This window comes from Streptomyces sp. NPDC039609, assembly GCF_055596705.1.
In genome coordinates this window covers 417437-431346 of the sequence record NZ_JBVIUJ010000007.1, presented here as the reverse complement: position 1 = coordinate 431346, position 13910 = coordinate 417437, and the positions used below count along the sequence as shown (strand labels likewise).

Below are 13910 nucleotides of genomic sequence, written 5' to 3'. Positions count from 1 at the left end.
GCTGTCGTCGTGTTCGTTCTGTCGGTCGTGTTCGTGTTCGTGTTCGATCAGTGCCGCAGCAGGCCGCCGGCGAGGCCGATCACCACCGGAGCCACCCCCACCGCCAGGAAGGCGGGCAGGAAGCAGAGCCCCACGGGCGCGGTGATCAGCACCTGCGCACGCTGCGCCCGGGCCGCCGCCTTCCGTGCGCGCTCGGCCCGCAGGTCGGCCGCGTGTTTCGAGACGGCCCCCGCGGCGGGTGCCCCGGAGGAGCCGGCCCGTTCCATGCAGCGGGCGAGGCCCTCGGCGCCGGGTATCGCGCCGAACCTCCGCCACACGTCGGCCGGTTCGCCGCCCAGACGGAGCTCCGCCGCTGTCCGGGCCAACCGCTCGCCGACCGGTCCGCCCAGCGACCGTCCCACCGCCTCCGCCGCCTCGCCGGGCCCCGCTCCGGCCGACGCGCAGGCCGCCAACAAGTCGGCCGCGAGCGGGAGCTGCCGCAGGGCCTCCCCGTCGTCGCCCGTCGCATGGGCTCGGCGGGCACGGAAGTGTCGTACTCCCCAGCCGGTGGCGCCGCCCGCCAGGAGGCCGGCCGGGCCACCGATCAGCGCCCAGCCCACGACCGCCGCCAGCAGCGGCCCCACCCAGCCGCGCAGCCGGGGCGGAAGTCCGATCCCGCGCCGTCCTCGCCGCTCCAACTCGGTGGCCAACAACGCCGCGATCCGCTTGCGCGTGCGCCGTCGATGCCGTCGGTCGACCACGGTCCAGGCGGCCCAGACGATCAGGCCGGTCACCGCAATCACCATCCCCAGCCTGTGGACGAACTCATCCAGCCTCACGAGTCCCGCCAGTCCCGTCGGTCCGCTCACGCCCGCTCCCCGCCTCTCACGATCCGCGCCGCCCACCCCAGACCGGCCGCTTCCAGGGCGCCGCCGACGGCCAGACACACGAGCCCCACCGGCGTGTGCAACAGCACGTGCAGCGGCCGCGCGCCCAGTGCCGCACCGAGCACGAGCCCCACCGCCGGGAGCACGGCCAGGACAGTCACCGTCGCCCAGGCTCCGGCCAGTTGGGCCCTCAGCCGTTCCCGCTGGTCCCGGCGGTCCCTGAGCGCGGCCTCCAGTCGGTCGAGTCCCGCGGCCAGCCCCGCGCCGCCGTCCACCGCGACCTGCCAGCAGGCCGCCAGGCCGGCCAGACCGTCTCCACCGTCCTGGCGCGCCGCCCGTCGCAACGCCCCCGCCACGTCCCCACCGAACCGGGCGGCCGCGAGGACCTCCGCCTCCTCCGCCGACCCGAGCGCCTTGGTCGCCCCGACCGCGAAGAGCAGCGCCTGTGGGGGCTGTCGGCCGGCTCTCAGCTCACCCGCGACCACACCGCACAGGGCCACGACCGCGTCGGACCGCGCCTCCCGCTCCTTGCGGAGCGCCGCCGCACGCAGCCTGCGCCCCACCAGCGGCACCGCGAGCGCTCCGGCAACCAACGGCAGCGGCGACTCCCCGACGAGCGCAAGGACCGCGGCGACGGGCAGACACAGCCAGGCCCGCCGCGCCCGCACCACGGCCCACCACCGCTCGCCCACCGACCGAAACGATGCGAACCCCCGCCCCGAAGCCCCCAGGGCCCCGAGGGTCCCCGGAGCGCCCCCGTCCGCCAGCACCAGCCGCGACCTGCGCAGCCCCCGCTCCCGCTCGGCCAGCCGCCAGATCGCCGCCCCGGCGCACAGCGCCGCCGCGCCCTGCACAAGCACCCACTGCTCCCCGCTCACCACTCGCCCCCGATCAGCGACCGCAGCCGCCCCCAGCCCCGGTCCTGCTCGAACCCGCCGGCTCCCCAACGCAGCGCGGGCACGGTCACCACAAGCCCCTCCCGGTCCCTCTCCAGGACATGGATCTCGGCGATCCGCCGTCGCCCCGCCCGGTCCCGTACGAGATGCAGCACCGCCGAGAGTCCGGCACCCAACTGGCTGTGCAGCGCCGCCCGGTCGAGGCCCGCCGCCGTCCCGAGGGCTTCGAGGCGGGCAGGCACGTCGGCCGCCGTGTTGGCGTGGAGCGTTCCCGAGCCGCCTTCATGGCCCGTGTTGAGGGCGGCCAGCAGATCGACCGCCTCCCCGCCGCGGACCTCGCCGACGACCAGCCGGTCGGGCCGCATCCGCAGCGCCTGCCGGACCAGGTCCCGAAGGGTCACCAGACCTGCACCCTCCTGGTTCGCCGGGCGCGCCTCCAGGCGGACCACATGCGGGTGGTCGGGCCGCAGTTCGGCCGAGTCCTCGGCCAGGACGATCCGCTCCCGCTCGCCGACCAGGCCGAGCAGAGTGGAAAGGAGTGTCGTCTTTCCCGAGCCCGTGCCGCCGGAGATCAGATAGGAGACCCGGGCCTCGATCAGCGCCCGCAGGATCCGCTCCCCGCCCGGCGGGACCGTGCCCGCCGCGGTCAACTCGCCCACGGAGAAGGCCCGCGGCCGCACCACCCGCAGCGACAGACACGTCGAGCCGACCGCCACCGGCGGGAGCACGGCGTGCATCCGGGTCCCGTCGGGCAGACGGGCGTCCACCCAGGGCCGGGCGTCGTCCAGGCGCCTGCCGGCCACCGCCGCGAGCCGCTGTGCCAGTCGGCGTACGGACGGCGCGTCCGCGAAGCGGACCTCGGTGAGTTCGAGACCGGTGCCCCGGTCGAGCCAGACCCGGTCAGGTGCGGAGACGAGCACATCGGTGACGGCGGGATCGGCGAGCAGCGGTTCCAGCGGGCCTGTGCCGACGAGTTCGCACCGCAAGGTCTCGGCCGCACCCAGAACTTCCGCGTCTCCGAGCAGCCGCCCCTGGGCCCGCAACGCAGCCGCGACCCGTGCGGGCGTCGGCTCGGCACCGCTCTCCGCGAGCCGTTGCCGCACGGCCTCCAGAAGCCCCGCACCGCCGACCGCACCGCCCATGGGCGCCCCGGTGCTCATGACGCCCCGTCCGGGGTCAGGGCACGCGTCCAGAACTCCGCACAGAATCGGCCGAGCGCACCCCGGGCCTCGCCGCCCGGCGGCGCGCCGCCGTCCACGGCGGCCAGGAGGCCGGGATCGTGCGGCAGTTCTCCGGCGAGCGGCAGCCGCAGCGCGTCCGCGACCCACTGCTCGTCGAGCCCGGGAGCGTAAGGACCGCGCACCACCGCGCGCAGATCGCGCACGACCCGCCCCGCGTGGGTGGCGACCCGCTGCGCGGCAGCGACGGCCCGCAACTCGCCGGGGACGACGAGAAGTCCGAGGTCCAGCTGCGCCAGCGCCTCGGTCACCGCCGCGTCGACCCGGCGGGGCAGATCCACGACGACGATCCCGCCGCGCCTGCGCGCCGCGGCGAGCACCGAGCGCATCGCCTCGGGCGGTACCAGAACCGAGTCCCCCCGGTCCCAGCTGAGCACGCGCAGTCCGCGCACCGAGGGCAGCGACTCCTCCAGGGCTCCGCCCGCCACTCGCCCCTTGGAGGCGGCGAAGTCGGGCCATCGCCTGCCTTCGACTCGCTCTCCGCCGAGCAGGACGTCGAGTCCGCCGCCGAGCGGGTCGCCGTCCACGAGCAGGGTGCGCCGCCCGGTCCTTGCGGCGGCCAGCGCGAGGGCGCAGGCCAGCGTCGAGGCGCCGGCGCCGCCGCGTCCACCGATGACGCCCACGGTCAGCGCCTGCTTCCCGGCACCCTCGGCCGCGTCGGCGATCCGGTCGACGAGCCAGCTCTCGGCGTCCGGCAGCCGCAGCACGCCGTCGGCGCCGATCTCGACGGCCCGCCGCCACACTTCGGGGTCCTCGCGGCCCTCGGCGCCCCGGCCGACAAGGATCACGCCTGGCCTGCGGGCGGCCCCGCGGCAACGGGCCGCCGCGTCGTCGCCGACCAGGACGAGCGGGGCGTCGGCCCAGCTCGCACGCTGTTCCGGCACGGTGTGGTGCACCTCGGGCTCGGCCCCCGCCGCGGCGCACAGCCGCAACAGATCGTCGAGCAGCGTCAGATCCTCGGTCACGATCAACGGCCCGGCCCGGTGCCCCCCGTCGGCCCTCTCCCCGTCCGGCGCTCCGGATGAGCCGATGGACCTCGCGGTCCTGGAACCTTCGGAAGTTGTGAAAGTCGACATTCCCGCCACAGCAGACGCCCCCTGTCCGTGTGATCCCGTCCGCGCCGGTCGCACGGCCGAGATCGGTGATTCCTTCCAACCGCGGAGTTCGCGGCGGGAATCACCGTGGCGCCATCCCGGAAATCTTGTGGATCTTGCTCAAAAACTGTGGATAACTCACCGGTTGTGAATATCCCCGTGCCCCATACCAGGGATGCCCGGAGAGCAGCCCATCCACTACGCTGAGTGACGAAACGAGGGCATCACGCAGCGGCGGCCACACGGCCGACGGGAGGGGGAGACATGAGGATCCAGCACGCGAAAACGCGTCCGGACATGCGACGACCCCCGCCGGGGGGGAGAGCGGGGGTCGTCTCTCCGGCCGACTCGGGGGGGGGAGGAGCCGGACCGGGTTAGCACGGTCGCGAACGATCCGTGACTTCCATGGTGTACCCGAGAGCCTTCTCAGGCAAACCCACACGCCCGAGCGTACGCCGAATGGCGGGCACCTATGCTCGCCTCGTGGAAAACCACTCGTTGCCGCGCACAGCCGCCTTCTTTGACCTGGACAAGACGGTCATTGCGAAGTCGTCGACGCTGACCTTCAGCAAGTCCTTCTACCAAGGCGGACTGATCAACCGCCGCGCCGTCCTACGGACTGCCTACATCCAGTTCGTCTTCCTCGTGGGCGGCGCCGACCACGATCAGATGGAGCGGATGCGCGAATATCTTTCCGCGCTCTGCAAAGGCTGGAACGTCTCGCAGGTCAAGGAGCTTGTCGCCGAGACCCTGCATGAGCTGATCGACCCGATCATCTACGACGAGGCGGCCTCGCTCATCGAGCAGCACCACGCCGCCGGCCGTGATGTCGTGATCGTCTCGACCTCGGGCGCCGAGGTGGTGGAGCCGATCGGCGAGATGCTGGGCGCCGACCGAGTCGTCGCCACTCGGATGGTCGTCGGCGACGACGGCTGCTTCACCGGGGAGGTGGAGTACTACGCCTACGGACCCACCAAGGCCGAGGCGGTCCGGGAGCTCGCGGAGTCGGAGGGCTACGACCTCTCCCGCTGCTACGCGTACAGCGACTCGGCGACCGACGTACCGATGCTGGAGGCCGTGGGCCACCCCTATGCGGTGAACCCCGACCGGACGCTCCGCCGCGAGGCCACGACCCGGGACTGGCCGATCCTGGCCTTCGAGAAGCCGGTCCGCCTCAAGCAGCGCCTGCCCGCGTTCCGGATGCCGCCGCGCCCCGCGCTCGTGGCGGCGGCCGCCGTCGGCGCGGCCGCCGCGACCGCCGGACTCGTCTGGTACGCCAACCGTCGACGACAGGCCGCCCTCGCCGATCGTTTTGCCCGGATTTGATACGAAAGTAAAGAAGTGCAGCCAGGACTTTCGCATCCCATCCGACAGGAGTAGAAAGGAATCAGGCCCGCGAGACCTAGGACATCCGAGAGGATCACCTGTTGAGCAAGAAGGCCCCACGGACCATGCACAGAAGCTGAGCACCCACGCGACGTCGACCCGTCGATTACGGGCCAGCCGCACCAGGCGACGGGCAAAGTTCCCCGCCTGATGGGCACATATCGAGGACGCTTGGTAACTCGGCAGACGTGCCAGCGGCGGTACCAGGACTGGTACCGCCGCAACCCTGTTCCGGGACGTTTCCCGAGGGCCCACGAGATCACCGCGAGATCCCTGGAAGACGCCCGGGAGACCCCCGGGAGACCCCCGGCGCCGCATCGCCTAGGCAGCGCCGCGCTGGAGCGCCTCACACACCGCCGTCGACTCCCGGACACCCAGCTCCACGGCCCGCCCGCAGTGGGCGATCCAGGCCGCCATGCCCTCCGGAGTCCCGGAGAGATACCCGTCGAATGCCGCGACGTACGCGGCACGCCCCTGCTCGGCGTGTCCGACCTCGGCCGGACAGATGGACTTCGGGTCCAGCCCGCTGCCGATCAGTACGATTCGCTCGGCGGCCCGCGCGATCAGCCCGTTGTACGAGGTGAACGGCCGCAGCGCGAGCAGTTCACCGTGCACCACGGCCGCCGTCACCAGCGCCGGGGCCGTACCACCGGCGATGATCAGCTCCGAGAGCCCGTCGAGCCGGCCCGCGACCTCGGCCGGGTCCGGCAGCGGCGCCTCGATCAGCGGCTCGTCGACCGCCTCGCCGGCCTGCCGGGGCCTACCGACGGAGTCCCCGAAGTCGGCGGTGTCGCCCACCGCGACCAGGTGCAGCCGGGCCAGCACCCGCAGCGGCGACTGGCGCCAGATGGAGAGCAGCTGACCGGCCTCGGCGCCCAGCCGCAGGGCCGCGCCCACCGTCCGCGCCTCGGCGTCCCCGCCGAAGTCCGTCCGCCGGCGGACCTCCTCCAGCGCCCAGTCGGCGCCGGAGAGCGCGGCCGAACCCCGCGCGCCGCGCAGAGCCGCCTCGGAGGTGATCTCGTTGCTGCGGCGCCGCATCACGCGGTGCCCATAGACCCGGTCTACGGCCTTGCGTACGGAGTCCACCGAATCGGCGACGCCCGGCAGGGAACCGAGGGCGGCCAGGGGGTCAGAGGCGTGCGTACTCATAAGTAGGGAGGCTACGCGCCCTTGGCCGCCGCCCCACGTTGGAGTGGTCTTCTTCACGCACCTTGACCACACACCGCGATCATGGCACTACGCTAGGTGAACATGAAGATCGCTTTCGTAGGGAAGGGCGGCAGCGGGAAGACCACGCTGTCCTCGCTCTTCATCCGCCACCTCGCCGCCAATGAAGCCCCCGTCGTCGCGGTGGACGCCGACATCAACCAACATCTCGGGGCCGCGCTGGGTCTCGACGAAACCGAGGCGGCGACGCTGCCCGCGATGGGCGCGCACCTGCCGCTGATCAAGGAGTACCTGCGGGGCTCCAACCCACGGATCGCCTCCGCCGACACGATGATCAAGACGACCCCGCCTGGAGAGGGTTCGCGGCTGCTGCGGGTCCGCGAGGACAACCCGGTGTACGAGGCGTGCGCCCGGACCGTGCGGCTCGACGACGGCGACATCCGGCTGATGGCGACGGGACCGTTCACCGAGTCGGATCTCGGGGTGTCCTGCTACCACTCCAAGGTCGGCGCGGTGGAGCTGTGCCTGAACCACCTGGTCGACGGGGAGGACGAGTACGTCGTCGTCGACATGACGGCCGGCTCGGACTCCTTCGCCTCCGGGATGTTCACCCGTTTCGACATGACGTTCCTGGTCGCCGAGCCGACCCGCAAGGGCGTCTCGGTCTACCGCCAGTACAAGGAGTACGCGCGGGACTTCGGCGTCGCGCTCAAGGTCGTCGGCAACAAGGTGCAGGGCCCGGACGACGTGGACTTCCTGCGTGCCGAGGTGGGGGACGACCTGCTGGTGACGGTCGGCCACTCGGACTGGGTCCGGGGGATGGAGAAGGGCCGCCCGTCCCGCTTCGAACTCCTGGAGGCGGACAACCGGATGGCGCTCCAGGCCCTCCAGAACGCGGCGGACGACTCGTACGCCCACCGCGACTGGGAGCGCTACACGCGCCAGATGGTCCACTTCCACCTCCGCAACGCGGAGAGCTGGGGCAACGTGAAGACCGGGGTCGACCTGGCGGCGCAGGTCGACCCCGAGTTCGTGCTCAGCGAGCGATACGCCGTTCCCCAACCCAGCTGAAAGCACCGGCAGCCACCGAAGGGGCGTCAGGGTCGTTCAGCCTGCTTCACCGCCGGTGAGGACGACGTCAGGGGCCGGGAGGCCAGGAAGGTCTCCCAGCCGCCCTTCGGGGCCTCGCCGACCTTCAGGGTCCGCATCTTCGCGATCACCGCCGGGTCCTGTGCGTCCAGCCAGTCCGCGAGCTGGCGGAAGGACACACACTTCACGTCCTTCTGGACGCAGACCGTGGCGATGGTCTCCTCGATGGCGCGCATGTACGTGCCGCCGTTCCAGGACTCGAAGTGGTTGCCGATGATCACCGGCGCCCGGTTGCCGTGGTACGAGCGGTTGAAGGCCTGCACCAGACCGTCACGCATCTGGTCGCCCCAGTAATCGTGCATGGCCGGGTCTCCCTGGGTCTTGCCGCCCGACTGGTTGACCATGAAGTTGTAGTCCATGGAGAGGGTCTGGAACGCCCGGCCGGGCACCGGGACCAGGTGCATCGACAGGTCCCACAGGCCGTGGTCCTTCTCGGGCCAGATCTGGTCGTTGACGCCACTGGTGTCGTAACGGAAGCCCAGCTCGGACGCGGCCTTGACGAAGTTCTCGCGGCCCTCCAGGCACGGCGTGCGGGCGCCGACCAGCTCCTTGTCGTAGTCGAAGGGGAGCGGCTGCTCGGCCTTCAGGCCGGCGTTCGTCTTCCAGTTCTTCACAAAGGACTTGGCCTGGCGGATCTCGCTCTTCCAGTCCTCGACCGACCAGTTGCCGACACCGCTCTCCGGCCCGCAGAAGTGGCCGTTGAAGTGCGTGCCGACCTCGTTGCCCTCCTGCCAGGCTCCGCGCAGCTCACGGACCGTGTCGCGGATGCCCTCGGTGTCGTTGAAGCCGATCTCCGAGCTGCCGGCGTTGTGCTGCGGCGGGTCGTAGAGCTTGCGCTTCTCCTCGGGCAGCAGATAGACGCCGCTGAGGAAGTACGTCATCGTCGCGTCGTATTTCTTGCCCACCTTGCGGAAGTGGGAGAAGAGCTTCTGGCTGTCCTCGCCCGCGCCGTCCCAGGAGAAGACCACGAACTGCGGGGGCTTTTCGCCCGGCTTCAGCTTCTTCCAGACCGGCTGGTTCGGCTGGACGCCGGTGAAGGCGGTGGAGCCGTCGCCGATCAGGCGCACCGCGTTCTGCGGGGCCGCGGCGGGGCGTTCCTTCGCGCCCGGCGCGCCCTGACTCGATGCCGGCTTGCCCGAATCCGAGCAACCGGCGAGACCGGTGATCAGCGCGCCGGCGAAAGCGCCGACGGCGAGCGTCCTGGTGCGGGCAGTGGTTCTTCTCCCGGCGGCTGTCATCCGCCCACCTCTCCTCGGGTTCGATGCGAGCGGCGTCAACGTCGCACCACGACCGCCGGAAAGATGAAACGACAAGCTGAACTATGAGTACTAATCACCGGAACCGGTGAATCATTGCCCCATTTGCCCCGAAAATAGTGCCGCAGTCTTTACTCTGCATTACGATCCGTTTACTGAGTGTTGATACTCGTGATGAGGATCCGCGCTCGGAATCCCGCCGCTGCACGCCGTGACCCACGGCCGCGACCCCACGTTCGTCCCGCACGAGCCGCGACCGCGCCGCCCCGGAGGAGACGGGAACCAATGACCGTATTCACACCCATCCGCCGTACACCCACCCACCGTCCGCACAGCCCGCCACCCGTCGGGCGCCGCTTCCGCATCGCGGGCGCCGACCTGTCCGCATCAATCTCCGTCTTCCTGATCGCGCTGCCGCTCTCGCTCGGCATCGCACTGGCCACCGGAGCCCCGCTCCAGGCCGGCCTCGTGGCAGCCGCCGTCGGCGGCATCGTCGCCGGCCGGATCGGCGGGGCGCCGCTCCAGGTCAGCGGCCCCGCCGCGGGCCTCACGGTGGTCACCGCCGAGCTGATCCAGCGGTACGGCTGGCGCACCACCTGCGCCATCACCGTCCTCGCCGGACTCGCCCAACTCGGCCTCGCCGCCCTGCGCGTGGCCCGCTCCGCCCTCGCGGTCTCCCCCGCGATCGTGCACGGGATGATCGCCGGCATCGGCGCCACCATCGCGCTCGCCCAACTTCACATCGTCCTCGGCGGCACCCCGCAGAGCTCCGCCGTGGACAACGTCCTCGGACTGCCCGCCCAGTTGGCCGACCTCCATCCGGTCGCGCTGCTCGTCAGCGCGCTGACGGTCGCCGTCCTGCTGATCTGGCCCCGGCTGCCCGGACGCGCCGGCCGGTTCGTACGGAGGATTCCGGGGGCACTCGCCGCCGTGGCCGCGGCGACGGCCCTGGCCGCGCTCGCCGGGCTCGCCGTCCCCCGCGTCGACCTGCCCTCCTGGAGCAGCCACGCCCTGCCCGGGCTGCCGGAGGGACCGCTCCTCGGCCTTGCGGCCGGCGTCCTCACCATCACGCTGGTCACCAGTGTGCAGTCGCTGCTCTCCGCCGTCGCCGTCGACAAGCTGGTGGCCGCCCGCGCCGACCACGGGTTCAGCGTGCCCCGCTCCCGTCTCGACCGGGAGCTCGCGGGGCAGGGAGCGGCCAACATCGTCTCCGGCGCGCTCGGCGGGCTGCCGGTGGCGGGCGTCGCGGTGCGCAGCGTCGCCAATGTCTCCGCGGGCGCCGTGAGCCGCCATTCCACGATGCTGCACGGCCTGTGGATCGTGCTGGCCGCGCTCCTCCTCGTGCCGGTCCTCGACCTGATCCCGCTGCCCGCGCTCGCCGCCCTCGTGATGGTGGTCGGCGTCCAGATGGTGAGCATCACCCACATCCGCAGCGTCACCCGGCACCGCGAGGTCCTCGTGTACGCGGTGACGCTGAGCGGTGTCGTGCTCATCGGCATCCTGGAGGGCGTCGCGCTCGGGATCGCGGTGGCCGTCGCGGTCGCGATGCACCGCCTCGCCAAGACCCGCATCACCCTCGAGGAGCACGTCGGCCGCCATCTGGTGCGCGTCCGCGGACAGCTGACCTTCCTCGCCGTACCCCGGCTGAGCCGGGCCCTGCACCAACTGCCCCCGGGAGGCCGAGTGGTCGTCGAACTGGACGGATCCTTCATGGACCATGCCGCGTACGAGACGCTGCACGACTGGCAGTCGGGCTATGCGCGGCACGGCGGTGCGGTGGAGATCACCGGCCCCTCCGGCGCCCGGATCACGGAACCGACCTCCGAGTCCCACGCCTGCTGCCGCCCCTGGACGCCCTGGCGCAACCACCACTGCGGCCAGCACCCGCCGGCCGACGTGACGCGCCGCGCGACCGGGCATCAACTGGCGAGTGGCATCGGGAAGTTCCAGCGCAACACGGCGCCGCTGGTGCGCGACGAGCTGGCGCGCCTCGCGCGTGAGGGCCAGAGCCCCTCCCAGCTCTTCCTCACCTGCGCCGACTCCCGCCTCGTGACGAGCATGATCACCTCCAGCGGCCCCGGCGACCTCTTCACCGTACGGAACGTGGGCAATCTCGTTCCGCTGCCCGGCGAGGAGAGCGGGGACGACTCGGTGGCGGCGGCGATCGAGTACGCGGTGGAGATCCTGCGGGTGCAGTCGATCACCGTCTGCGGGCACTCCGGCTGCGGGGCGATGCAGGCCCTGCTGGGCAGCACGCCGGACGACCCACCGACCCCGTTGCGGCGCTGGCTGCGGTACGGACTGCCCAGTCTGGAGCGGATGGCGAGCCGCAGACACGCCTGGGCGCGGATCTCGGGGAGGCTGCCGGCCGACGCGGTCGAGCAGCTGTGTCTGACCAATGTGGTCCAGCAGTTGGAGCATCTGCGGGCGTACGACGCGGTCGCGCGACGGCTCGCCGACGGGACGCTCACACTGCACGGGATGTACTTCCATGTGGGCGAGGCCCAGGCGTATCTGCTGGCCGGGCCGGACGAACAGCACCGCTACGACGATGTCTTCGACCGGGTCCCCCCGACCATGATCGTGGAGCGGGCGGAAGCCCGCGCGTCCTGAACCTTCCCGTCCGAGCGTCCGTGAGACTGTGTGGCCCCTTCTTCCCACCGCTCGGGAGGGAGGGGCCACCGCACGCCCGCCACCTCACAGGTCTAAACCAATTCCCTGGAGACTCTTGTCACCCGGGCATCTGACTGATGAGCTATGACGCGGGACACATAGGCACATAGGACGCCCTGGGAAAGGGAGATGTCGTGAGCAACGAAAGCCTGGCCAACCTCTTGAAGGAAGAGCGGCGGTTCGCGCCGCCGGCCGAGCTGGCCGCGCACGCCAACGTGACGGCGGAGGCGTACGAGCAGGCCGCGGCGGACAGGCTTGGCTTCTGGGCCGAGCAGGCGAAGCGGCTCACCTGGGCCACAGAGCCGACCGAGACCCTCGACTGGTCGAACCCGCCGTTCGCCAAGTGGTTCGCCGACGGCAGGCTCAATGTGGCGTACAACTGCGTCGACCGGCACGTCGAGGCCGGGAACGGCGACCGCGTCGCCATCCACTTCGAGGGGGAGCCGGGCGACGGCCGGGCCATCACCTACGCCGAGCTCAAGGACGAGGTCTCCCGGGCCGCCAACGCCCTGACCGAGCTGGGCGTCACCAAGGGCGACCGGGTGGCCATCTACCTCCCGATGATCCCCGAGGCCGTCGTCTCGATGCTGGCCTGCGCCCGCATCGGCGCCGCGCACTCCGTGGTCTTCGGCGGCTTCTCCGCCGATGCCATCGCCACCCGCATCGAGGACGCCGACGCCAAGCTGGTGATCACCGCCGACGGCGGCTACCGCCGCGGCAAGCCGAGCGCCCTCAAGCCCGCCGTCGACGAGGCCCTCGCCCGCGTGGACCGCGTGAGCAACGTCCTGGTCGTACGCCGCACGGGCCAGGACGTGGCGTGGACCGAGGGCCGGGACGTGTGGTGGGACGACATCGTCGCCCGCCAGTCCGCCGAGCACACCCCCGAGGCGTTCGAGGCCGAGCACCCGCTCTTCATCCTGTACACCTCCGGTACGACGGGTAAGCCCAAGGGCATCCTGCACACCTCCGGCGGCTACCTCACCCAGGCCGCGTACACCCACCAGGCCGTCTTCGACCTCAAGCCGGAGACCGACGTCTACTGGTGCACCGCCGACATCGGCTGGGTGACCGGACACTCGTACATCACCTACGGACCGCTGGCCAACGGCGCGACGCAGGTCATGTACGAGGGCACCCCGGACACCCCGCACCAGGGCCGCTTCTGGGAGATCATCCAGAAGTACGGCGTCACGATCCTCTACACGGCGCCGACCGCGATCCGCACGTTCATGAAGTGGGGCGACGACATCCCCGCGAAGTTCGACCTGTCGTCGCTGCGCGTCCTCGGCTCGGTCGGCGAGCCGATCAACCCCGAGGCGTGGATCTGGTACCGCGAGCACATCGGCGCCGGCGCCACCCCGATCGTGGACACCTGGTGGCAGACCGAGACCGGCGCGATGATGATCTCGCCGCTGCCGGGTGTCACCGAGACGAAGCCGGGTTCGGCCCAGCGCCCGCTTCCCGGCATCTCCGCCACCGTCGTCGACGACGAGGCGAACGAGGTGCCGAACGGCGGCGGCGGCTACCTGGTCCTGACCGAGCCGTGGCCGTCGATGCTGCGCACCATCTGGGGCGACGACCAGCGCTTCCTCGACACGTACTGGTCGCGCTTCGAGGGCAAGTACTTCGCAGGCGACGGCGCGAAGAAGGACGAGGACGGCGACATCTGGCTGCTCGGCCGGGTCGACGACGTCATGCTCGTCTCCGGGCACAACATCTCCACCACCGAAGTCGAGTCCGCGCTCGTCTCGCACCCGGCCGTCGCCGAGGCGGCGGTGGTCGGCGCAGCGGACGAGACGACCGGCCAGGCGATCGTCGCCTTCGTGATCCTGCGGGGTACGGCCAGCGAGGACGAGGGGCTCGTCGCGGAGCTGCGCAACCACGTCGGCACGACGCTCGGCCCGATCGCGAAGCCGAAGCGTGTGCTGCCGGTGGCGGAGCTGCCTAAGACGCGGTCCGGGAAGATCATGCGGCGGTTGCTGCGGGACGTGGCGGAGAACCGGGAGCTGGGAGACGTCACGACGCTGACGGACTCGTCCGTCATGGACCTCATCCAGACGAAGCTGCCGGCTGCCTCCAGCGAGGACTGACGGCTCACGGCTCGTTCGGGCGCCCACTCCAGGTCATCTGGGGTGGGCGCCTTCGTTCATATCCACCTAAAGTGACGGTCACCGGACACAGTCCC

The 13910-nt window shown here is 71.4% G+C and carries 10 protein-coding genes; 4 read left to right on the top strand and 6 right to left on the bottom strand.

The features are described 5' to 3' along the window. Nucleotides 1–47: 47 nt before the first annotated feature. The 4 genes from ACZ561_RS23190 to ssd are packed head-to-tail and all read right to left on the bottom strand — an operon-like array spanning nt 48 to nt 4076. Nucleotides 48–785, bottom strand: a complete 738-nt coding sequence (locus ACZ561_RS23190; protein WP_470998584.1) for a type II secretion system F family protein — start codon at nt 783–785, stop codon at nt 48–50. A gap of 59 nt (nt 786–844) precedes the next feature. Then, entirely contained in the window at nt 845–1726 is an 882-nt protein-coding gene (locus ACZ561_RS23185; RefSeq protein ID WP_470998134.1) for a type II secretion system F family protein, read from the bottom strand. Between the two features lie 14 nt (nt 1727–1740). Beyond that, entirely contained in the window at nt 1741–2922 is a 1182-nt protein-coding gene (locus tag ACZ561_RS23180) for a TadA family conjugal transfer-associated ATPase (protein WP_470998131.1), read from the bottom strand. Continuing rightward, on the bottom strand, nt 2919–4076 hold the full coding sequence (ssd, locus tag ACZ561_RS23175) for a septum site-determining protein Ssd (protein WP_470998128.1): 1158 nt from the start codon (nt 4074–4076) through the stop codon (nt 2919–2921). Before ssd ends, ACZ561_RS23180 begins: the two co-directional genes overlap by 4 nt. Before the next feature lie 477 nt (nt 4077–4553). Between ssd and ACZ561_RS23170 the strand changes: the two genes are divergently transcribed. After that, nucleotides 4554–5420: an HAD family hydrolase gene (locus tag ACZ561_RS23170; RefSeq protein ID WP_376431248.1), complete on the top strand. Its 867-nt coding sequence runs from the start codon at nt 4554–4556 to the stop codon at nt 5418–5420. A gap of 381 nt (nt 5421–5801) precedes the next feature. On the opposite strand, the gene ACZ561_RS23165 is transcribed toward ACZ561_RS23170, so the two are convergent. Then, complete coding sequence (locus tag ACZ561_RS23165; RefSeq protein ID WP_376431250.1) at nt 5802–6629, bottom strand: Fic family protein; 828 nt, start codon at nt 6627–6629, stop codon at nt 5802–5804. A gap of 102 nt (nt 6630–6731) precedes the next feature. Between ACZ561_RS23165 and ACZ561_RS23160 the strand changes: the two genes are divergently transcribed. Next, nucleotides 6732–7718 carry an ATP-binding protein gene (locus ACZ561_RS23160; RefSeq protein WP_470998123.1) on the top strand — a complete coding sequence of 329 codons (987 nt, stop codon included), beginning with the start codon at nt 6732–6734 and terminating at the stop codon, nt 7716–7718. A gap of 26 nt (nt 7719–7744) precedes the next feature. Here ACZ561_RS23160 and ACZ561_RS23155 read toward each other — a convergent pair whose 3' ends face one another. After that, entirely contained in the window at nt 7745–9034 is a 1290-nt protein-coding gene (locus tag ACZ561_RS23155) for a polysaccharide deacetylase family protein (protein WP_470998120.1), read from the bottom strand. Nucleotides 9035–9337: 303 nt separating this feature from the next. Here ACZ561_RS23155 and ACZ561_RS23150 point away from each other — a divergent pair, with 303 nt between their 5' ends. Further along, nucleotides 9338–11665: a bifunctional SulP family inorganic anion transporter/carbonic anhydrase gene (locus tag ACZ561_RS23150; protein WP_470998116.1), complete on the top strand. Its 2328-nt coding sequence runs from the start codon at nt 9338–9340 to the stop codon at nt 11663–11665. A 194-nt stretch (nt 11666–11859) separates the two neighbouring features. Further along, a complete protein-coding gene (gene acs / locus ACZ561_RS23145) occupies nt 11860–13815 on the top strand; it encodes an acetate--CoA ligase (RefSeq protein ID WP_470998112.1) in 1956 nt (651 codons plus the stop codon). The last annotated feature ends 95 nt before the right edge of the window (nt 13816–13910 follow it).

Excerpts from the sequence above, each read along its gene's own strand:
- ACZ561_RS23190 (WP_470998584.1), bottom strand. The coding sequence starts at position 785 with ATGGTGATTGCGGTGACCGGCCTGATCGTCTGGGCCGCCTGGACCGTG.
- ACZ561_RS23180 (WP_470998131.1), bottom strand. The coding sequence starts at position 2,922 with ATGAGCACCGGGGCGCCCATGGGCGGTGCGGTCGGCGGTGCGGGGCTT.
- ssd (WP_470998128.1), bottom strand. The coding sequence starts at position 4,076 with ATGTCGACTTTCACAACTTCCGAAGGTTCCAGGACCGCGAGGTCCATC.
- ACZ561_RS23170 (WP_376431248.1), top strand. The coding sequence starts at position 4,554 with ATGGCGGGCACCTATGCTCGCCTCGTGGAAAACCACTCGTTGCCGCGC.
- ACZ561_RS23165 (WP_376431250.1), bottom strand. The coding sequence starts at position 6,629 with ATGAGTACGCACGCCTCTGACCCCCTGGCCGCCCTCGGTTCCCTGCCG.
- ACZ561_RS23160 (WP_470998123.1), top strand. The coding sequence starts at position 6,732 with ATGAAGATCGCTTTCGTAGGGAAGGGCGGCAGCGGGAAGACCACGCTG.
- ACZ561_RS23155 (WP_470998120.1), bottom strand. The coding sequence starts at position 9,034 with ATGACAGCCGCCGGGAGAAGAACCACTGCCCGCACCAGGACGCTCGCC.
- ACZ561_RS23150 (WP_470998116.1), top strand. The coding sequence starts at position 9,338 with ATGACCGTATTCACACCCATCCGCCGTACACCCACCCACCGTCCGCAC.